This is a genomic window from Schaalia turicensis ACS-279-V-Col4 (genome assembly GCF_000296505.1).
Taxonomy (GTDB): Bacteria; Actinomycetota; Actinomycetes; order Actinomycetales; family Actinomycetaceae; genus Pauljensenia; species Pauljensenia turicensis_A.
Genome location: NZ_JH815210.1, coordinates 157,471 through 178,592, shown reverse-complemented (window position 1 = coordinate 178,592; position 21,122 = coordinate 157,471). Strand labels below are relative to the sequence as shown.

The window sequence follows — 21,122 nt, the reverse complement described above, 5'->3', positions numbered from 1 at the left end:
GAAGGAGATCCTCATGAATGCATGTGCCGGTGCTACTCTTGCCCACGACGCTCATCCACACCTGCACCTTGTTCAGGGGATGGCTGATGGCGCCGATGTGGTCTCGATTGAGTCTGCTCCTTCCGCTCGTCGGCGCAAGGGCGTTCTTCGTCAAGATGATCCTGCAACGCGTCGTCGTCCGGCTTGTCGCCACCAATCGGTCGTGGTTCAATCGACCATGTCGATCGGACATGTCGTTCGTGGCGTGTGTGCGACGCTCGCTCTCAGCGTTGTTGCGGGCCTGGCTGGATTCGCCCTGGCTCCCGATGTCTATTCAGGTCCGACCATTGAACATGCTGTGACCGGTGGGGAATCGGTCTGGTCGCTGGCTCAAGGCGTTGATACCGATCGCAACCTGGAAGATGTTGTGACAGATATTCAGCGTTTGAATGGCATCGAAGGTGGCTTGCAGGTGGGGCAGAAGGTTATCCTTCCGCTGAACTAACACTCAGGTCCCCCCACCTCATGCGCGTTTCTTTTTCGTCTTTCTTATTTGCCGTGTAGCGTTAAAGGCGTGCATTGCCCTTTCTGTCATAACCCAGATTCACGAGTCGTCGATACCCGCATCGCAGATGATGGTGCCTCGATTCGTCGTCGTCGCGCGTGCACATCATGTAAGAGGCGTTTCACCACGCTTGAAACATCCTCGTTCCAAGTCGTGAAGCGCGCCGGTGTCGTCGAGCCTTTCTCGCGCAACAAGGTTGTTTCCGGTGTGAAGAAAGCATGCCAAGGGCGCCCCGTTTCTGACGACGATCTCGCAATCCTGGCGCAACAGGTTGAAGAACAACTCCGCTTAACCGGAGTTTCAAACGTCTCTTCCGATGAAGTTGGAAAAGCGATTCTTCCCTTCCTCCGTGACCTCGACGAAATCGCCTACCTTCGTTTTGCTTCCGTCTATCGAGCCTTTAATACCCTCGAAGACTTCGAAGAAGCCATCCGCATCCTGCGTGAGCGTAATAAAGACAATGCCTCCGCATCCACTTCGGGCTCACACTCTTCATCCAAGACGAAGAAGGCGCTATCGAACCGAGAGATTCTGGATTCTCTACTCGACTCGTGATTAAACGTTTCGGCGTCACCGTGACAGCTAGTCGTTCTTTCGATTCGTAAACTGGCGAATTTTAGTTGTCGCAGAGTCGGCGACCTCCATTACCTGTTCGCGAACACGCTTACGCATGACCTTTCCAAGCTGGGAGCGAGGAAGCTCCGTCATCACCACGAGCTGGCGTGGTAGGGCATAGTGAGCAATAGACTTTTCGGCCCACTGGCGAACATCAGCAAGAGTGATCGAAGCGCCGGCTTCAAGGACAATTGCTGCGACGACATCTTCGCCGGTCGAGCCGGCAGGAATACCGATAACCGCTACGTCGCGAACTCCTGGCATAGAGCGAACAGCGTTCTCAACCTGGCTGGGGTACACGTTAAAACCAGAGGCGTTAATCATTTCCTTACGACGATCGGCCATGTAGATGAAGCCGTCGCGCACCTGGACAAGGTCGCCCGTACGAAGCCAGCCCTCTTCGGTGAAGATCTCAGCTGTTTCCTCCGGCTGCTCCCAGTATCCGGAGAACACCTGGGGGCCTCGTGCAATGAGTTCGCCAATTTCACCGTCTTCGACATCCTTCGTCGGATTATCTTGGTCGACAATGCGGATTTGCGTGGACGGATAGGGAACGCCAAGAGCGCCCGGGCGACGGTTCTTTGCTAGAGGGGAACCTAGGAGGATCGGTGAGGCTTCGGTCATGCCATAGCCTTCAATCATCAACCCGCCAGTCTTTTCTTCCCAGCGTGATGCCAAATCAGCAGACAGTGGCATAGCGCCCGAAAGTGAGAACGTCATCGACGTCAGATCGACATCCATGGTGGCTGCCGTAGTCAGCAAACGTTCGTACATTGGTGGAACACCAAGGAAGAACGTACAGGGAAGACGCTTCTGGCTGGTCAGAATCATGGTTGTGTCGAATTTCGGAAATAGCGCAATTGTGGCACCCAAACGCAAGCCCGACAACAAGCCAATGGTGAAGCCAAACGCATGGAACAGGGGAAGAACGCAGTAGAACACTTCAGCGTTCTCGTGCAGGATCGGCACCCATGCGATCGACTGGGCAATGTTCGCCATCAAATTACGGTGTGTAATGCAGGCAGCCTTCGGAACACCTGTCGTACCGCCCGTATGAATCAGTAGCGCCGGATCGTCAGGACTCGCAGGGCAAGAAGTGGTCCAGCGTGGAGCTTGATCTACAGCCTGGTCCCACGAACGAGCCCATGATGGGGGACGCGTCGACAAAGCGTCACGCTTCGTGCGAGCAGACTTGATCGGAAGCTTCAAAAGCAACTGGCTCGGACCGGGAAGAGCCTTCGTCAGGTTGACAGCAAAAACCGTGGTCGCACGATCAAGGAACGTCAGCTTCGACAGGGTCTTTTCCCATGCAATGACAACGCGTGCGCCGTGGCGGTTAAACTCCTCGTGAATTTCGTGGTCAGGAGCCAAAGGATTGTGCTCAACCACGATTGCGCCAAGGTGCATCGTCGCAAGAATTGCAACAACGTGCTGAGGACAGTTTGGCATCGCTAGGGCAACTCGATCCCCCTGGCGAACTCCTGCATTGGCCAGCACAGTTGCTGCCCTGCGTACGCGCGTCATCAGTTGCGCGTACGTGGTTGGGCGCGAGAAGAAGTCCAGAGCAATCTGATGCGGATAACGTTTCGCTACCTCTTCAACCATCGCAGGAATGGTCTGATCCGGCACCTCAATAGTTTCAGGGACGCCGGGGGCGTATTGGGCTCGAAGCTGGTCAGTAAGAGTCACGTTGTCCTCCGATTCTTTACTACCTACGATACCGTAGGTTAGTTGGGACCAGGCCGAGAAAAGACCACATAAGCGTTTTTCCTACAGGGTCGTCGTAATCAGACGAATAGTGTCCTTCATCGAGCGAATCTTCTCGATCGCATCGATCGGAAGTTCGGAAGAAATGTCGGTCAGCACATAGCCGGTTGATCCTGCAGTTCCCAGAATCTGACCACCAACATTCGCGCCCATCTCGGCAAAGGTGTGGTTGATATTCGCCAGAACACCGGGAGTGTTCTTGTGGATCAGACGAATCCTGTAGCGAGACTCTTGCGAAGCATTCAAGCTGAGGTTCGGCAGGTTGATCGACATGTCGGTTGAGCCGGTGTCCTGGTAGTCACTGATTTTCCCCGCGACGAAACGACCAATATCGTACTGAGCCTCTTCCGTTGAACCACCGATGTGTGGAGTAAGAATAACGTTATCCAGCTTGATCAAAGGTGAATCAAAAGGATCGCCATTCTTCTTCGGTTCTTGGGGAAACACGTCAACGGCAGCGCCGGCCAAGTGACCCGACACCAGCGCATCATGCAGGGCATCAATGTCGACGATAAAACCTCGCGACAAATTGATGAACAGTGCACCGGGCTTCATCATCGCGAACTCACGAGCGCCAAACAGATTGGAATTTGTTTCCTGACCATCAACGTGGATCGACACGATATCCGCTTCGCGCAATACGGATTCCATCGTCGGCATCTGGGTGGCGTTGCCCAGAGACAGGCGCTCGGCCATATCGTAGAAGATAACGTTCAAGCCCATTGCTTCAGCAAGCACGGACAGCTGAGTGCCGATATTGCCGTAGCCAATAATGCCAAGCGTGTGACCGCGAACCTCGTGTGCACCATCAGCGCTCTTGTCCCAAATGCCACGGTGGAGGCGAGAATTCTTCACGGTGACGCGACGCGACAGGTCAATGATTTCGCCGATTGCCAGTTCCACAACGGAACGCGTATTCGAATACGGAGCATTAAAGACCGAGATGCCCAGCTCGGTGGCTGCTTCCAGGTCGATCTGGTTCGTCCCAATGCAGAAAGCGCCAATCGCTTTGATCTGCGGGTTGGCTTCGAGAACGCGTCGCGTCACTTGGGTCTTCGAGCGAAGACCCAAGTACTCCACGCCCTCGAGGGCTTTAATCAGCTCATCTTCGTCCAAGGCACCCGCGTGGCGAGACACATCAATCTCGTTCTTTGCGAAAACCTCGTCAGCAACCTTATGGGGATTCTCAAGCAACAGTGCGCGTGTCATGCCACCATAGTGCCAGAAAAACACCAAGCGATTGCAAAAGTGTTCGTGCTACGGATAGAACCGTCTTACCACTGATCCATTCCCCTGGGAAGATCGCTCGAAGTGATAGCAACCAAATCATGCGTCGCACGAGTCAAGGCGACGAACAGGTCACCAACACCTTCAGCAAAGATCTCGCCGGGCTCAACCACGATAACGGTGTCGAACTCAAGCCCCTTGGAACTCGAGGCACTGAGCAAAGCAATCCGCGAATCAAGTGCGCTCTCACCTGTGGAATCGGCATGCCATGCGTGGCCTCGTGAATCTGAAACCAGAATCGCGACCCTGCCGCTTCCTTCACCCGAAGTGGCATCAAGTCGCTCACACGCCTGCGATGCCGCCTGAATTGCTGCCGCCCACGCCGGCGAATCCTCGCGTGCGACCATATCCGTATCTGCTTCAACAGTCACGACGCGGTAGCAGTCCTCAACGTCGCGGACCGCGCTCATCGGGTGAATGACAGGCTTACCTGCGCGTGCCATCACGGCCTCAGCGATGGCGGTCAATGTCGCCGGAGTACGGTAGGACACCGTCAGAACAAATTCATCGCTGTAGGCTCTGCTTGCCGGCCCCAAGGCTTCAACCCACGTCTTCGGACGCTTCGATCCGCGTCGCTGATCCAAATCACCAACAATCGTGAACGACCGCGACGGACAACGACGCAACAAACTACGCCACGCCATCGGGGAGAGATCCTGAGCTTCGTCAACGACAATATGGCCGTATGCCCACTTGCGATCGTTGGCTGCCTGCTCAGCAAGGGGAGTCCACATTCGCTGAGACAATGTGGACTCGGCAAGCTGCTCAGCATTCACGATGCCTCCGCCAAGCCCCTGGCCTTCGATCGCAGCTCGTGCGCGTTCAATTGCAGCACTTTCTGATTCTGAGGATTCGATGCGTGATGTGGGCATCGGTCCAAGCAATTCTTCGAGCTCGTCTAACAGGGGAATATCGGCATCGGTCCACTCAGCACTATGACGCTCAACGAGTGGCAACAGGCGGGGTGAAACGGGGCGGCCTGCTCGATCGTTAATATGCGCCAACAGTTGGGGACGCGCATAGAGACGACGAAGAAGAGTCTTGGCGGACGTTGGCATCCACGCAAGATTGATCGCGCGACGCGCATCAATGGAGTCGCGGATTTCGCTGATCCACTCCGCTTTATCCTCGTTGGAAGCAAGTACTCCACCGGCCGACGAGGCATCGGAGGCTAGGCGCTCTGCCAGAACCTCCATCAGCTCCAGAGCAAAACCTTCGCGCGCCTGATTGTGAGTGCGACGCGTATGCCGTGCATGGCGGATCGCTTTCGACACGTCATCCGGCGTCAGTGTCACCGTGCGACTCCACACCTGCAACGTGGTCGGTGCCGATAATTCGCGTGGCAACATTTTGACCGCTTGCTTCAGTAGCTGCGCCCAGCCGATATGACCTTTCGCTTGGGCAACGCCCAGTGGCTCCGTTCCACGTGCGTCTACGCCGGGCAACAGGTCGCCCATGGTCGTCGAAACGACGCCAGTTTCACCCAGTGAGGGAAGTACCTGTTCGATGTATCGCAAGAAAATGCGCGACGGCCCGACCAAAAGAACACCGGAACGCTCTAAGCGCTCACGTTCGGCATACAGCAGGTAGGCAATGCGGTGCAGGGCGACGGCTGTTTTACCGGTTCCCGGACCGCCTTGGACGACGATCGCGCCGTCGCGAGGAGCACGAATGATGGCATCCTGTTCGGACTGAATTGTCGCGACAATATCACCCATGCGACCGTCGCGAGCCTTATCAAGGGCGCTCATCAACGCGCCTTCGCCTTGAAGATCCATACCTTCGGCTCGCGACGAATCCAGCAGTTCATCCTCAAGCGCGACGACGGTGCGCCCGTGAGTTGTAATGTGGCGCCTTCGCACGACACCCTTTGGGTCGACGGCAGTCGCTTGATAGAAGGGCATCGCTACGGGAGCTCGCCAGTCGATCAGGAGGTGCTCGCCGTCGGCGGTCGATAGGGCAACGCGACCAATGTGGTGGTGGTCGCCGTCAGCCATGTCGAGGCGACCGAATACAAGGCGGTCTTCAACGGCCTCGAGGCGTGCTGCCATATCACCAAGGTGAGCCGAGAGTGCTTCGCGTTCTGTCCAGGCCTGAGGATTTCCTGCGCCGTGGATTGCGTGCGTTCGCGCCTGCTGGTCACGGTACTTTTTTCGAAGCTCATCCACCCTTGCATACGCGGCGTCGACATGGCGTTGCTCCGGTATGGACGCCGGCGAAGCAGAAGTCGATGAGTCAGTCATGCGCGTACTTTCGAGGAATGGACAAGATAGCGACCATCTATTGTGCCTGAAAAACTGCGACCAGGTGCAACTGTCCGCGATCTGCGACGCAGGGGAGATAGATTCACGAGGCCGACTATTCGCCCAAGGCGAATATCAGTGGGCCCGTCGGGCGCTCCGGCCTGTTTCCGAGTAGCGTTGATAGTACGAATTGTTCGTCGAGTTGAATTGACGAGCATGGCATTGGACAGAACAGAAATGAAAGGGCATGTGAACGTAATGAAACCGAATGATGCCCTTCTTTTCGAGCGAGGGCCGGCCAGTGAAACTCATTCGCGCATCCTAGTGATGCACTTCTACGGAAGCATGGATGCTGGCGGAGCCGGTCGTATGGCAGTTGCTGAAATGCTTCGCGCCCTGCCGAACGAACGTGTTGCGACTTTTGATTCCGATCAGTTCTTGGACTACCGCTCTCATCGTCCGATCATGACGGTCCGTGATTGGGTCAGCGAAGAAATGGTGACTCATGAAATCGCAATCGACAGAGTTCGCGATGACTTGGGGAACCCGATTTTGCTTCTGCACGGTCCTGAACCGGATGCAAAGTGGGAGGCATTTGCGCGCATTGTTGCTGACTTTGTGAAGGAAGCTGGTGTTGAGATCAGCGTGTCCTTCCATGGCATTCCTTCGAGTGTTCCACATACTCGTGCAACCCCGGTTCACGTGCAGGCCACGGATGCTTCTTTGATTCCGCCTCAGCCGAAGATGGCGGGGTCACTGCAGTTCCCTGCACCGGCAAGTTCCTTCGTTCAGCGTCGTCTTGCTGAACGCGGTGTGAATGGTATTGCTCTTCTTGCTGCGGTTCCGTTCTACATGGCAGAGTCTGGGTACCCGGCGGGCTCCTCTGCGCTGTTATCCAGCCTGTCTGATTTTGCTGATCTGTCGTTGCCGGTTGGTAACTTGGAGTTAGGAGCAGCTCAGGATCAGGGCACGATTGAGCAATTGATCGAAGCAAATCCAGAGATCATGGCGACTATTACGTCCCTTGAAGAGCATTATGACGCGTGGAGTCCTGGCGAATCTTCCTTTTCCTTGAACTCTTTTGGTACTCAGACTCCGCTGGGTCATACTCCTCAACAGGACAAGGACATTGGTGATGTCATTGAGCGCTACTTGGCGAACTTGTCGCAGAGTGAAACAGTATCTGACGATCAGCCGAGCGCCGACGACCAGAGCGTAGAAATGGTGGAAGAAGATCCCCTGACCGCGGCGCTCAAGCGTGTTCACCTGCGTGCAACAGATCCAGAGGCCGTTCGTGCCATGACTCCTCGTCACCGTGCCGATAGCGGGGATGACGCATCGCTGCATGTCGAAGAGCACACCACCGATGAAACCGATCCAAACGAAGAGGCGGATAGCGGAGAAACAGGCGCCATCTGAATCAGGCCTTTACTCCACGTTTGAGTGTCTTTTCGGCTTCAGCTCGCGCCAGTTTCCTTATATCCGATGTCGGCGTCGCGCAGTGCGGGTGTGCCTGCACGCCACTTCGTCAGATTCGCACCGTGCGTCACCCGAGCGGGTAGAGGAAGGCGCCTCAGTGCGCGGTCAAGGTCTTCAACCGGATAGTCAGCTCCGACATACCCGATGACGATAATGTTGCCACGCCTACCGCTTCGCCCCACCTTCGGATCCTGGATGCTCATCACCTGGCCGAAAACCTCGGAAATAGCGGCAATCTCAGCGCGAGCATCACTGTCGCCACCGTGAGCGCTGTTGAGGATATAGAGTCCGCCGTCCTTCAACTTTTCCCGCGCAATCTTCGCGCACTCGAGAGTCGCAAGATGCGCTGGAACCTGGCCGTTAGCGAAGGTGTCGCGCACGATGACGTTGAATGTGGAATCGCGGAACGAGCTCATCACTTCCCGCCCGTCTCCAATACGTATCGATAGTGCCGGAGATTTCGGCAGATCAAACACACGTCGCGCCAAATCGGGAAGATCCGGATCGATCTCGACAGCGGTCTGCTTCGACTTTGGACGAAGGTAAGACCAGGCGAGTGGCAGAGTGCATCCCGCGCCACCAAGGTGGAGCGCGCGGACTGGGGCGGCCTCGTCAATCACGCAATCGAGAGCGCACGTCGCATGCTGCATATACTCAAACTCGAGGCTGGTCGGATCGTCCACATTCGTGCACGATGACTCGATACCGTTCAAATACAGCGTCGCAAGCGCACCATCCCAACGGATCTCAACCTTCCCAGAGGGGATCTCAAAGAATTCGCTTCCGCGCGCAGTTTTTCGGCTCACGCGTCACACTGTAGTCAGTGAACGAAAGCAGAGTCGACCGCGCTCGCACTGAAGGAGGAGCAATGTCGAACGCTCCCCGTGACGGGCGTGCCCGAAAGTTCTGGGGTGACGACGATTCCCAGACTCCCATCCTGCACGTCGACATGGACTCGTTTTTCGCCCAAGTAGAGATCGCGGAAAATCCAGATTTACGAGGCCGACCAATCATCGTCGGGCATCTCGGCGGACGAGGGGTCGTCACCAGCGCCACGTACGAGGTCCGCGCTCGCGGTGTGCGAGCCGGAATGCCGAGTGCTCGCGCACATGCGCTGTGCCCGGAAGCGACTTTTGTGTTCTCTGGTAGGGGCGTGTATTCCGAATACTCACACAAAGTGATGGCGATCCTGTCGGAAATCACTCCCGTCTTACAGCAAGTGAGTATTGATGAGGCATTCCTTGATGTGTCAGGGTCGCGTCGGCGCCTCGGGTCACCAACCGAAATTGGAAATCTGATTCGATCCCGCATCCATGCCGAAGTCGGTTTACCCGCATCGGTTGGAATCGCAGCCACAAAGTCGGTGGCAAAAATTGCCTCGTCAAACGCAAAACCTGACGGGCTACTGCTGATTCCTCGCGATCAAACGATCCCATTCCTGCACGGGCTCCCCGTTGGAGCACTCTGGGGAGTGGGCGGAAAAACGGGGGAGAGGCTTGCTCTCGCTGGCGTTGACACAATCGGTGATCTCGCGAACCTGGACATGACGTTCCTGACGCGACTTGTGGGCCTTGCAAGCGCGCGCCACCTGCACAATCTTGCCTGGGGCATCGACCCGCGTCCCGTTCGCGGTGGTCGCGAAGTAAAGTCCATGAGTACCGAACGAACGTTTGAGTCTGATATTCACGATAGGAGTGAGCTGGAGGCCTTCCTGCTACAGGCGTCTCACGAATGTGCGGCGCGTTTGCGCAGAGCCGACATGGTCGCATGGGGGATCGGGCTGAAACTGAGGGACGCCTCGTTCCACACGATCGCTCGATCTGTGAAGCTACACGCTCCGACAGATGTGGGACGACAAATCTACGCGGCTGCAAGCGAGCTCTTCGCAAAAGAGGTGATGCCGGCATCTGGGATTCGTTTGGCGGGCGTGAAGGTTGAAGTCCTTCAACCGCGATCGGCTGGCGTTGCGATAGCTCTTGACGATGATGGAAAACCGTTGGCTTCGGAGCGAGCAATGGACCAGATTCAGGGGAAATTTGGCAGGGATGCTCTACGGCCAGCAACTTTGTTACCGCAGGTCAGCGGGCACGAATCGCAATCTGCGCCCCCAACCCGTTAGACTCGTCACTAACGGATAGCGGAAAAGGATGCGTCGTGGCTCTATCTGACTATGAAAAACAAGTACTAGAAGAGATGGAACAGGAGTTCCGTCGTGACGAGCCACGTCTTGCCCGTCAAATGGAGCAGGAAGAAGAAGCTCCAGCTTTGCGGCTTTCAATCCGACGCATCGCTCTTGGAATTTTCGTTTTTATCGCAGGTCTGAGTGTCCTGGTTGGCGCAGTTTCCCTTGGATACTCAGGTATTTCCATCGTGATGGGCGTGATCGGTTTTGCCATCATGGTTGGTGGCGTCTGGTATGCGATCTCTTCGCCCGAAAAGAAAGCCGCTCCGCTTACACCTGAAGAACAGCGACGAAACCTCGGTTCGTGGTCGCGTTTTATCGAGGACCAAGAACAGCGGTGGGAAGAACGAAAGCGTCGTCGCGATTTTTAAAGAGATCGTCTTCCACCTCGCCTCGAAAAACGTAAAGAAAAGCCCATGTCCTACGGTCATGGGCTTTTCTGTTGTGTCATCTCTTCGTGTCTTCTAGATGTCGGTGCCTGGCTGAGTCTTTTCTGTTCCCGGGTGCACTTGGTGCGACGGATGTGGGTCTAAAAGCTTGGATTTGTCGCGTTGGGTGTAGTTGGTGCCGTGTGTGGGTTGGTTTTTTGTTCCCGACTGCACTTGGTGCGACGGATGTGGGTCTAAAAGCTCGGTTTTGTCGCGTTGGGTGCGGTGGGTGATGTGGTGGTGCGATTGGGGATGAGGATCCTGCCTTTTCTAGCCGAGGAGCTTGTGATGTGGCAGGCCTCGTCCTCTCACTCTCAGATGCAGGAGTAGCGGGCGGAGAGGGGCTCGTGCAGGAATAATCGGCTAGAACTAAAAATGTGCCCCACTTTTCACCACTAGATATTTTCTCGCAGAAAATCAGACTTTTTAAGAAGAGAAAGTGTTCGAAGCTGCCTCTAAATGGTACTAAAAGTAATAGGTGTGGGGTAAAGTGGTGGAAGTGGGAACCAAGGAAAGGTGGTGAGACATGTTCACTGGTACGTTCGAGCCGAAACTCGACGACAAGGGACGTGTTTTTCTGCCTGCAAAAATCCGTGAAGACATGGGTGAGCAACTTGTTCTCACAAAGGGACAGGACCGTTGCATTTACGTCTACCCGGTTGAAACCTTCAATGAGCGCGCGCAGTCGATCATTTCTGCGCCGACCTCGTCGAAGCAGGTTCGAAACTGGCGACGCGTTTTTATGGCGAGTGCGTTCCAAGAAGCTCCAGATCGACAGGGTCGTATATCCCTCCCTGCAGAACTGCGTAGCTACGCCGGACTCGGCCGTCAGCTCACCGTCATCGGTGTAGGTGATCACGCTGAAATCTGGAATTCCGAAGCGTGGGAGGAAGTCCTCACCGTCGAAGACGACGCGTTCTCGGATACGAACGAAGAGATCTTCCCAGGAATGTTCTAGTTCGTCCCTTTTGGTCTCCACCCGAGGCCCCGACTTCACTTCCCCGATGTCGGAGATCGGTGGGGGACCAAGAGGGATGAAAAGCACTCACATCATCTGCAGGAAAGGGGGCGACATGGAGCTCACCAAGCAAACGTCCGAGCGTCATATTCCCGTCCTCCTGGACGAATGCATGGGCATGATGTCTCCTGCCCTCACTGACGATGGTGCTGTTCTCGTTGATTGCACCCTGGGAATGGGAGGTCACTCCGAAGCTGCCCTCAAGCGATTCCCGAACATTCACCTGATCGGTATCGATCGTGATCCTCAAGCAATTTCGCTTGCTTCCGAGCGTCTTGCGCCGTTCGCAGATCGTTTCACCGCGGTTCACACGACCTACGACCACGTCGACGAGGTCGTTGCGACATATGCTCCGGCAGGAAAAGCTGATGCGATCCTGATGGACCTAGGGGTTTCCAGCTTTCAGCTCGACGAAGCGGAACGTGGTTTCTCCTACTCTGCTGACGCTCCGCTCGATATGCGAATGGATCCGACTAGGGGGCAGAGCGCTGCCGAACTTCTGGTCAGTGCAACTGCTCAAGAGATCGCACAGATCTTGCGCGTATACGGTGAAGAACGCTTTGCCTCTCGAATTGCGCGTCGCATCGTGGAAACGCGTGAAACGCAACCTCTGACCCGCACGGGGCAGCTTGCTGACATCGTTCGCGCATCCATTCCTGCTGCTGCGCGTCGTACGGGCGGAAACCCTTCGAAGCGCACTTTCCAGGCCCTTCGCATCGCAGTGAACGACGAACTCAATATTCTCGAACGTGCTTTGCCTGCGTGCTTTGCCAGCCTGCGCATCGGTGGCCGTTTGGTTGTTGAGTCCTACCAGTCGCTTGAAGACCGCATCGTCAAGGACCTGTTCCGACGTGCGTCTACGGTGGATGTTCCCCAAGGTCTTCCAGTTATTCCAGATTCGATGGCACCGAGCGTCGAACTCCTCACTCGCAAAGTGCACCAAGCTGATGAAGCCGAACGCGCACATAACCCTCGATCCGCATCTGTGCGTCTGCGTGGCGCCCAGCTTGTTCGTGAATGGAAGGAACTCTCATGAGCAGTGCTGCAGCTTCCCGGCGCCCGGTTTCCCGTCCGGAACGTCACGAGTTTGAACTAAGAAGGGAGTTCCGAGTTGTCGAGGGGAGCAAGCCCACCCGCTCGCTTCTGATGTTGGGAATCGTCTCTATCGTCGTGATCATTGCGACGGTTCTTGCTTCGATGGTTCTTCACACTCGCATGGCTCAAACGGCGTTCGAAATCCGTACTCAGCAGATTGAGCTGAATGAGCTTGAAGCTCAGGCGTGGTCGATGCAAGCCCAAATTGAAAAGGCAGCATCGGCTTCCGAACTTGAGAAAGCTGCCACCGCTCAGGGAATGGTGAAAGGTGGTCGGACTGGCTTCATTAATCTTGGAGCTGGCACCATTGAAGGCGGAACGGCCGGACACTGACAGGAGATCGTATGACTCAGCGTTTTGGGCGATCTCTTGCCATCCTCATCATTTTCTTCTTCGGCCTGATGGCCTGTGCGATCCGCTTAGTCGATTTACAGATCATCAAGGCGCCCATGCTTGCAACCGAAGGCGAGGCCGTTCGTACGTCGCAGACGGGCATTGCCGCTAAACGAGGCTCAATTACCGACGCGACGGGCACGATCCTCGCGGACTCGATTCTGACCTACGACATTGCCGTTAATCAGATCAACTTGCGTTCTTATGTTCACTCAGAAACGACGAAGGAAAACGGGGTTGAAAAGACGAAGGTTGTGGGACGAGGCCCGGTCGAGGCCGCCCGCCAGCTGGCTCCGCTTCTGCACATGAGTGAAGCTGAGCTTGGCGGCTTGTTTTTGGGTGACTCGACCTACACGTATGTGAAGCGCAATGTTGATGCGGTGACGTATCGAGAGATTCGTGCTCTGGATATTTACGGCATTGAGTGGGAAGCCACCTACGAACGGACGTTCCCCAATGGGAATGTTGCTGCTCCGGTGATTGGTACGGTCAATGCTGAAGGCGTTGGCTCGTCGGGCATGGAATCGCAGTTCAATACGTTGCTGACGGGCACGCCTGGCTCGCAGCAGTATGAGATTGCTCCGAATGGTGCGATTATTCCTGGCGCGAAGAAGACAACGGTTGAGCCTGTTGACGGTGGTTCCCTGCAACTGACGTTGCATGCTGACTTGCAGCATCTTGTTCAGGACATGCTGGATGCTCGCGTGGAGCATCACAAGGCCGAATGGGGCACCGTTGTCGTTGAAGATGTGACGACCGGTGAAATTTTGGTGATGGCGGACTCTGAGTCGACTATCCCAGATAACGCGAATCCTCAGCCTGTGGCTTCGGTGCAGTATACGGTCGAACCTGGTTCGGTGGGCAAGGTGGTGACGTTCGCGGCCGCGTTGGATGCGGGGACGATCACTCCCACGTCGGTCTTTAATGTGCCCTATTCTTTGGATCTTCCCGATGCGGGTGGTCCGATTACAGACTTCCACGAGCACGATGGTGAAACTCTCACTGCGACGGGTATTTTGGCTGAATCGTCGAATACTGGCACCGTTCTGGTTGGTCAGACTCTGTCGAATGAACAGCGCTACGACATGATGAAAGCCGTTGGCTTTGGTGACCTGACGGGCGTGGAGCTTGCTGGCGAAACGACAGGTATTCTTCGTCCTCCAAGCGAGTGGGCGGGCCGTGATCAGTATGTGTCGATGTTCGGCCAGTCCTATTCGGTTTCACCGCTCCAAGAGACCTCGTTCATGGCCACAATCGCGAACGGTGGAGTCCACATTCCTCCCCGATTGGTCAAGTCGTGGACGAACGCTGACGGGACCGTTGAAACCCCCGAAGAGCCCAAGCCAACGCAGGCCATGAAAGCTGATACGGCGCAGAATCTGATGCTGATGATGGAGTCCGTCGTTGAAGATCATCTGGGTACTGCAGGGGCTGCGAAGGTTGATGGGTATCGCGTCGGTGTGAAAACCGGTACGGCAGATATCGTCGTCAACGGTCAGCATGGCATTGTGTCGACGACCGCCGGCCTGCTTCCCGTTGAAGCGCCTCGGCTTGCTATCTCTGTTGTTCTTTACAATCCTAAAGTTGCCTACATTTCCTCTGATTCCTCGGCGCCACTGTTCGGTGAGGTCGCGCAAGCGTCAGTGCGTAATCTAGGTATTCCAGCTTCGACGACGCCGGCAACGCTGTTCCCGACGACGCCGACTAACTGAGACGATGAAGTGAAGTCGTATGAATCGTAGAGGAAATAGCATGTACAGGTTAGCTGGGTGGATTGCTGAAGCAGTTGCAGGAACCCTGAACGGTGCTGACCGTCAGGTTGTGATGAACCGTGTTGTTACAGATTCGCGCTTGGCGTCAGCTGGTTCAGCGTATGTCGCACGAATCGGCGAGGCCACCGACGGGCATGACTACGTCAAACAGGCCGTTGACAATGGTGCGGTTGCACTGATCGTTGAACACCTCGTTGATGTTCCCTCGTCCATTGCGCAGATTATTGTCGAGGATTCGACCTACGCTTTGGGTCGCCTTGCCCATGCTCACCTTGAAGACTTGCGTGAGCGTTTTGGGCTGGATGTTATCGCGATGACCGGCTCGGCTGGGAAGACGACAACGAAGGATCTGCTTTTCCAGATTATGAGTACTGATGCTCCCAGCGTTGCCCCTCAGCTCTCGTTCAACAACGAGGTTGGACTTCCTCTGACGGTTCTTCAAGCTGATGAAACAACCCGCCATCTGGTTCTTGAAATGGGTGCGTCTGGCATCGGACACATCAAGTATTTGACAGATATTGCGTCGCCGGATGTTGCCATTGAACTGATGGTTGGTCACGCTCACCTGGGTGGCTTCGGGGGAGTCGACGGGATTGAAAAGGCGAAGGGGGAGCTGATTACAGGTTCGCGCCCCGGTGCTCCGGTGGTCTTGAACTACGACGATCCGCGCGTCATGAATATGACGAAACTGTCGACAGGTCCGATTACGACGTTCTCGCCATCAGGCAAAGAGGGAGCCGATTTCCGTGCTCTCGACGTGGACGTTGACCACCTTGGCCACGCACACTTCACGCTTGAAGCCCCCGGTGGTCGTGGCCTCGTGAATCTGAATATCGTTGGCGTGCACCACGTGGCGAACGCACTGGCCGCCATCGCTGGCGCGGTACAGCTTGGTCTTGAACTCGATCAAGCGATTCGTGCGATCAACGAGGCTCGGGCGCTGTCTCCGCACCGAATGGATGTCGTTGAATTAAGCATTGACAGTATGAAAGTCACGATGATTGACGATGCCTACAATGCGAACCTCGATTCCATGAGAGCCGCTTTCGCTACGCTCACTTCGATCGGTGAGGGGCATACGAAGATCGCTGTTCTTTCCGAAATGCTTGAACTCGGCGACGAGTCTGCTGACATTCACCGCCAGGTTGGTCTGATGGCGAAAGATGCCGGAGTCGAGTCGCTGATTCTGTTGGGTCAAGACGGTCCCTATTACGCCGAGGGTGCTGGTGACACCATCGATGCGGAACACGTCGGTAGTGTTGATGAGGCTGTCACGGCTGTTTGTGCGAAACTGAAAGACGATTGTGTGATTCTTGTGAAGGGATCCTTGTTCTCATATTCGTGGAAGGTAGCGGACCAACTCCGCGAGAAGGGAGTCCAGCGATGATTGGCCTTATTGTCGCCTTCGTCATTGCACTGGTGATTTCCCTGTTGGGAACCCCTTTGCTGATCCGATTCCTGATCGCTCACCAGTACGGGCAGTTCATCCGTCAGGACGGACCGACCCAGCACTTGACGAAGCGCGGTACACCCACAATGGGTGGTCTGGTTTTCATTCTGGCAACCATTATCGCGTGGGTGATTGGGGCGTCGATCGCAGGATCCGGACCCTCGTGGTCCGGATGGACTCTGGTTGTTCTCTTCGCAGGTCTTGGCTTTATTGGCCTTTTGGATGACGGCATCAAGATCATGCGTCAGCGCTCCCTTGGTCTGCATCCGACCGGGAAAATTATCGGTCAGATCGCGGTTGCCGCAGTTTTCGCGTGGATGTCACTGACCCGCCCCAATGCCTATGGGACAACGCCGGGTACGCTTCACCTGTCCTTCATTCACCTGTCACCCATCACGCTCGGGTTTGCTGGCCTCGGATTGGGGGTTGTCCTGTATTTGATCTGGACGAACCTGATTGTGACCGCCTGGTCAAACGCGGTGAATCTAACCGACGGCCTCGATGGCCTTGCCACGGGCTGTTCCATTTTCGTTTTCGGCGCATACACGTTTATCGCCTACTTCCAGAAGATTCAATCCTGCTTCCCGCAGGGGCAGGCGACAACTCTCTGCTATCCGACGCGTGATCCTCTGGACCTTGCAGTTTTCTGCGCCGCGATCATCGGTTCGCTTGCTGGCTTCCTCTGGTGGAACGCTTCGCCCGCTCAGATCTTCATGGGGGATACGGGCGCGCTGGCACTCGGTGGTGCGGTCGCTGGCCTGTCGATTCTGACGAACACCGAGTTCATCGCAATCGTGATTGGTGGACTCTTCGTTGTCATCGTGATGTCCGACGTCATCCAGATTTCGGTCTTTAAGGCAACGCATAAGCGTGTCTTCCGCATGGCACCGTTGCACCACCACTTCGAGTTAAAAGGCTGGCAGGAAATCACGATCGTGATTCGCTTCTGGCTGATTGCCGCGTTGTTTGCAGTGGCCGGTGCGGGCATTTTCTACGCTGACTGGGTGACAACGCTGTGAGTGATCGTTACGCCGTCATCGGCCTGGGCAAATCGGGCAAAGCAGCAGCAAAAGCTCTGTTGAAGCGCGGGTACGAGGTTCTTGCTTTCGACCAGCGTTCCGGTACTCCCACAGACGAATTAGGTATTGACGTTCATGTTGTTCCCGATGCTGGGGATCTCGCCTGCGCCGTTATTGACGCTGGTGTTGACACGATCATCGTGTCTCCAGGAATTCCTGCGCACGCCCCTATCTTTGAACGCGCTCAAGCTGTCGGGATCCCGATCTGGGGTGAAGTTGAATTGGCGTGGCGTCTTCAAGAGCAAGGCCCCCATGCGGGTCGCCCCTGGCTGACTGTGACGGGCACGAACGGCAAGACAACGACTGTGGGCATGCTTGCGTCAATTCTTCGGGCCAACGGTGACGACGTTCTTGAGGTTGGCAATATTGGCACCCCCATCACCGAAGCAATCGACTCAGATGCCAGCGTCTTCGCTGTTGAACTCTCCAGCTTCCAACTCCATACCTCCTACACGATTTCGCCTTTGGCGTCCTTGTGCTTGAATGTGGATGCTGACCACCTGGATTGGCATGGAAGCGAAGAAGCATACGTTGCCGATAAGGCGCGCGTATACGAGAACACTCAGGTTGCCTGCATCTACCCGGCCAATGACCGAGTGGTTGAAGCGATGGTTGAAAACGCAGACGTTGTGGAAGGGGCGCGTGCCATTGGGATCACGCTGGGCTCGCCTTCGGTGTCGCAACTGGGCATCGTTGAAGGTGCGCTTGTTGACCGCGCCTACGTTGAAAACCGGCACCGTGAAGCTGCCCACCTGGGTGATTTGAGCGATTTGAGCACGGTCTATGGGGAGAGTCTTTCCCCGGCTGTTGTGATGGATGCTCTTGGCGCGGCAGCACTTGGACGCGCATACGGTGTGCGTCCGCATGCGGTTCGTGATGGCCTGCGCGTTTTTTCTCCAGCAGGACATCGCAGAGCTGTTGTCGGGCAAGTCGCTGATGTCACGTGGATCGATGATTCGAAAGCGACGAACGCCCACGCTGCCAAAGCATCCCTCTATGGGCTTCCTCCTCACTCGGTTGTCTGGATCGTTGGCGGGGACGCCAAGGGACAGGACTTTACCGACCTTATTCGCGACGTTGAGCCGGTTCTGCGCGGTGCGGTGATCATCGGCGAAGACCGTTCGGACCTACTCAAGGCTTTCCGTGCGAGCGCACCCAATGTTCCGGTCGTTGACGTCGGTGGCCATGAGGATTGGATGTTCTCCGTCGTCAATGAGGCTGTCGCTCTTTCGCGCCCCGGTGATTTTGTTGTTCTTGCTCCGGCCTGTGCGTCATGGGATCAGTTTGATAACTACGGTCAGCGTGGCGACGTGTTTGTGAACGCTGTTGAACGTTTGCGTGACCAGTGGAGTGCCAAGTAGATGGCGAAGATCAAGAGCGCCATTGATAGTGTGATCCGTCGTCTTCCGCGTTTTGTTTTTGGTGCGGATGATGAACACTATGAGATTCAACCACTGACGACGTACTACATGATTATCGTCCCCACGGTGGTTCTGACTATTTTTGGTTTGATGATGGGCTTTTCAGCTCAATCGGTGACATCAATCGCCAAGGGCGCCAACCCGTACATGGCGTATTTGCGTCCCAGTGTCATCATTGTCATCGCCCTGATCATTGCCTTCGTTGTTCATAAGATCCCTCGCCATATTTTTGTCCGTTTTGCTCCCCATGCTTTCGGGCTGGGATTGATTGTTCAGGCGATGGTCATTACCCCTCTTGGCCGTTCTGAAGGCGGCAACGCGAACTGGGTGTATTTTCCCGGTATTCCCGTCCTTGTTCAGCCGTCAGAGTTCTTGAAACTCGCTTTGATCGTCTTTCTTGCTTTCATTTTGACCGGACCGAATAGGGATTTTTCAAACTGGCGTCAGATGAGTGTTCTTGCGGGGCTACCCGTGGTTGTCACGCTGATCGACGTCATGCTGGGTCATGACTTGGGTACGTCAATGATTGTGACGGCCGCCGCCATGGGAGCATTGTGGATTGCTGGTTTGCCGAAGCGCTGGTTCGGATACGCGTTCGTCCTAGCTGTTCCGCTTTTGGTGTTCTTGGTCATTCAGAACCCGACGCGTCTTCGTCGAATCTTGGTTGTTCTTCCGGGTTTTGCTCCCAAGCGTGATTTGTCTGCCCCCGAACAGATTGATCATTCGCTGTGGGCTTTTGGCTCCGGTGGTGTTTCTGGACTGGGTCCGGGGGCCTCGCGTGAGAAATGGAATTATCTGCAGGCGGCACACACGGACTTTATTTTCGCCATCGTTGGTGAGGAGTTCGGATTGATGGGTACGTTGGCAGTGCTTACGGCTCTTGCTTTGTTGGTGTGGGGAATGTTCCGACTGGTTCGTTCAACGTCCGACCCGTTTGTCGCTATCGTCGCTGCCGGTGTGGCAACGTGGATCGGCTTCCAGGCTCTCGTGAATATTGCCTCGGTTACTCAGCTCGGCCCGGTTATTGGTGTCCCACTGCCTCTTGTGTCCTATGGTGGATCATCGTTCCTGTTCACCGCGCTGGCCATCGGCGTTGTCGCGTCCTTTGCGCGTAGTGATGCTGGTATGACTATGTGGAGATATTCTGATCCTGCTACTCGTCGTCGTGATCCTCGGGTTACTCCGAAGCTTCGACGAGCAGGTGGATCCAAAGCTCGAAAGTAGGCAACATGTTGGGCAAAGTCGTTTTGGCTGGTGGCGGTACCGCTGGGCACGTGAATCCGCTGTTGGCCACGGCGACGGTTCTTGCCAAACGTGGATATGACGTCGAGGTCCTTGGAACAGCTCAGGGCTTGGAATCAGATTTGGTTCCCGTTGCAGGGTTTCCTTTTCATGTGATTGAAAAGGTTCCTTTCCCACGTCGACCTTCCCCTTCGATTCTCACTTTCCCATTCCGCTGGCGTAAAGCAGTGAACCAGTGTCGTCTGGCGATTCGTGATGCTGATGTGGTTGTCGGCTTTGGCGGATATGTTTCAACTCCCGCGTACTGGGGCGCACGAGGCGCCGGCGTCCCGATTGTCATTCATGAACAGAATGCCAGGCCCGGATTGGCAAATAAGGTGGGGGCGCGCTACGCCAATGTTCTTGCGTTGACGTTTGCGAATACTCCGTTGAAGGCACGCAGGGGCATCACGCAAGTAACGGGTCTTCCTTTGCGTCCTGCTATCGAAGAGCTTGCGTTGGCGCGCCAAGATGCCGACGGTGTCCGTGTTGCGCGCGAGCGTGGGGCGAAGAACTTGGGCGTAGACCCCAAGAAGACGACCCTTCTTGTTACCGGCGGATCTCTTGGAGCTCTCCACCTGAACGATGCCATGATTGATGCGCTTGACGACTTGCCTGACAATGTGCAGGTGATTCACTTGACCGGCAAAGGAAAAGACGCCCCTGTGCGGAGCAAGGTTGACGAGTGTTCGGTGGGCGATCGCTACCTGGTTCTGGATTATCTGACGACCATGGAAGATGCTCTTGCCTGTGCAGACTTGGTTGTCTGTCGTTCGGGTGCAGGAACGGTTGCCGAGATGACGGCTCTGTCGTTGCCGTGCGTGTATGTTCCGCTGGCTATCGGTAATGGCGAACAGAAGCTGAATGCGCATGACCATGTTGCCTCTGGCGGAGCGCTCTTGGTTGATGATGCGTCATTCAACGCAGATACGGTGCGACAGAAGGTTTTCCCGCTACTGACTTCACCGGAACTGTCCGCTATGGCGACAGCATCGGCAGGATTAGCAAAGATCGATGCTGCCTCGCGTTTAGCTGACCTGGTTGTTTCACAGATCGCGCGCTAGGGGG

General features: G+C 55.7%; 18 protein-coding genes. 14 read left to right on the top strand and 4 right to left on the bottom strand.

The features are described 5' to 3' along the window. The first annotated feature begins 13 nt into the window (after positions 1-13). Together HMPREF9241_RS09670 and nrdR are read left to right on the top strand one after the other, a co-directional pair. On the top strand, positions 14-484 hold the full coding sequence (locus HMPREF9241_RS09670; RefSeq protein WP_006681699.1) for a LysM peptidoglycan-binding domain-containing protein: 471 nt from the start codon (positions 14-16) through the stop codon (positions 482-484). 69 nt (positions 485-553) lie between these two features. Continuing rightward, complete coding sequence (nrdR, locus tag HMPREF9241_RS07555; RefSeq protein WP_006681698.1) at positions 554-1,099, top strand: transcriptional regulator NrdR; 546 nt, start codon at positions 554-556, stop codon at positions 1,097-1,099. A gap of 27 nt (positions 1,100-1,126) precedes the next feature. On the opposite strand, the gene HMPREF9241_RS07550 is transcribed toward nrdR, so the two are convergent. From HMPREF9241_RS07550 to HMPREF9241_RS07540, 3 genes are all read right to left on the bottom strand, one after another. Next, positions 1,127-2,848, bottom strand: a complete 1,722-nt coding sequence (locus tag HMPREF9241_RS07550; RefSeq protein WP_006681697.1) for an AMP-binding protein — start codon at positions 2,846-2,848, stop codon at positions 1,127-1,129. Positions 2,849-2,929: 81 nt separating this feature from the next. Then, positions 2,930-4,135: a phosphoglycerate dehydrogenase gene (gene serA / locus HMPREF9241_RS07545; protein ID WP_040318683.1), complete on the bottom strand. Its 1,206-nt coding sequence runs from the start codon at positions 4,133-4,135 to the stop codon at positions 2,930-2,932. Between the two features lie 65 nt (positions 4,136-4,200). Then, positions 4,201-6,456: a HelD family protein gene (locus HMPREF9241_RS07540; RefSeq protein ID WP_006681695.1), complete on the bottom strand. Its 2,256-nt coding sequence runs from the start codon at positions 6,454-6,456 to the stop codon at positions 4,201-4,203. A 258-nt stretch (positions 6,457-6,714) separates the two neighbouring features. Between HMPREF9241_RS07540 and HMPREF9241_RS07535 the strand changes: the two genes are divergently transcribed. Further along, positions 6,715-7,875: a PAC2 family protein gene (locus tag HMPREF9241_RS07535; protein ID WP_131367668.1), complete on the top strand. Its 1,161-nt coding sequence runs from the start codon at positions 6,715-6,717 to the stop codon at positions 7,873-7,875. 38 nt (positions 7,876-7,913) lie between these two features. Here HMPREF9241_RS07535 and HMPREF9241_RS07530 read toward each other — a convergent pair whose 3' ends face one another. Beyond that, on the bottom strand, positions 7,914-8,741 hold the full coding sequence (locus HMPREF9241_RS07530) for a spermidine synthase (protein WP_006681693.1): 828 nt from the start codon (positions 8,739-8,741) through the stop codon (positions 7,914-7,916). A gap of 62 nt (positions 8,742-8,803) precedes the next feature. Here HMPREF9241_RS07530 and dinB point away from each other — a divergent pair, with 62 nt between their 5' ends. The 11 genes from dinB to HMPREF9241_RS07475 all read left to right on the top strand — a co-directional run bounded on the left by dinB (position 8,804) and on the right by HMPREF9241_RS07475 (position 21,118). Further along, positions 8,804-10,054: a DNA polymerase IV gene (gene dinB / locus HMPREF9241_RS07525; RefSeq protein ID WP_006681692.1), complete on the top strand. Its 1,251-nt coding sequence runs from the start codon at positions 8,804-8,806 to the stop codon at positions 10,052-10,054. A 35-nt stretch (positions 10,055-10,089) separates the two neighbouring features. Then, on the top strand, positions 10,090-10,488 hold the full coding sequence (locus HMPREF9241_RS07520) for a DUF3040 domain-containing protein (protein WP_006681691.1): 399 nt from the start codon (positions 10,090-10,092) through the stop codon (positions 10,486-10,488). Between the two features lie 583 nt (positions 10,489-11,071). Continuing rightward, positions 11,072-11,503 (top strand): division/cell wall cluster transcriptional repressor MraZ, encoded by a 432-nt coding sequence (gene mraZ / locus HMPREF9241_RS07515; protein WP_006681690.1) that lies wholly within the window; start codon positions 11,072-11,074, stop codon positions 11,501-11,503. A 115-nt stretch (positions 11,504-11,618) separates the two neighbouring features. Further along, complete coding sequence (gene rsmH, locus HMPREF9241_RS07510; protein ID WP_006681689.1) at positions 11,619-12,599, top strand: 16S rRNA (cytosine(1402)-N(4))-methyltransferase RsmH; 981 nt, start codon at positions 11,619-11,621, stop codon at positions 12,597-12,599. Continuing rightward, a complete protein-coding gene (gene ftsL, locus HMPREF9241_RS07505) occupies positions 12,596-12,991 on the top strand; it encodes a cell division protein FtsL (RefSeq protein ID WP_006681688.1) in 396 nt (131 codons plus the stop codon). The genes rsmH and ftsL overlap by 4 nt, the downstream gene beginning before the upstream one ends. Positions 12,992-13,002: 11 nt before the next feature. Then, the gene (locus HMPREF9241_RS07500; protein WP_006681687.1) at positions 13,003-14,763 is read left to right on the top strand and encodes a peptidoglycan D,D-transpeptidase FtsI family protein; all 1,761 of its coding nucleotides are present in this window, start codon (positions 13,003-13,005) and stop codon (positions 14,761-14,763) included. A gap of 40 nt (positions 14,764-14,803) precedes the next feature. Continuing rightward, positions 14,804-16,210, top strand: coding sequence for a UDP-N-acetylmuramoyl-tripeptide--D-alanyl-D-alanine ligase (locus tag HMPREF9241_RS07495; RefSeq protein WP_006681686.1), 1,407 nt, complete (start codon positions 14,804-14,806; stop codon positions 16,208-16,210). Beyond that, positions 16,207-17,292, top strand: a complete 1,086-nt coding sequence (gene mraY, locus HMPREF9241_RS07490) for a phospho-N-acetylmuramoyl-pentapeptide-transferase (RefSeq protein WP_006681685.1) — start codon at positions 16,207-16,209, stop codon at positions 17,290-17,292. The genes HMPREF9241_RS07495 and mraY overlap by 4 nt, the downstream gene beginning before the upstream one ends. Further along, entirely contained in the window at positions 17,289-18,713 is a 1,425-nt protein-coding gene (gene murD, locus HMPREF9241_RS07485) for a UDP-N-acetylmuramoyl-L-alanine--D-glutamate ligase (RefSeq protein ID WP_006681684.1), read from the top strand. Before mraY ends, murD begins: the two co-directional genes overlap by 4 nt. After that, positions 18,714-19,997, top strand: a complete 1,284-nt coding sequence (locus HMPREF9241_RS07480; protein ID WP_006681683.1) for an FtsW/RodA/SpoVE family cell cycle protein — start codon at positions 18,714-18,716, stop codon at positions 19,995-19,997. It begins immediately after the preceding gene. Between the two features lie 5 nt (positions 19,998-20,002). Further along, the gene (locus tag HMPREF9241_RS07475) at positions 20,003-21,118 is read left to right on the top strand and encodes a UDP-N-acetylglucosamine--N-acetylmuramyl-(pentapeptide) pyrophosphoryl-undecaprenol N-acetylglucosamine transferase (RefSeq protein WP_006681682.1); all 1,116 of its coding nucleotides are present in this window, start codon (positions 20,003-20,005) and stop codon (positions 21,116-21,118) included. Positions 21,119-21,122 lie beyond the last annotated feature (4 nt).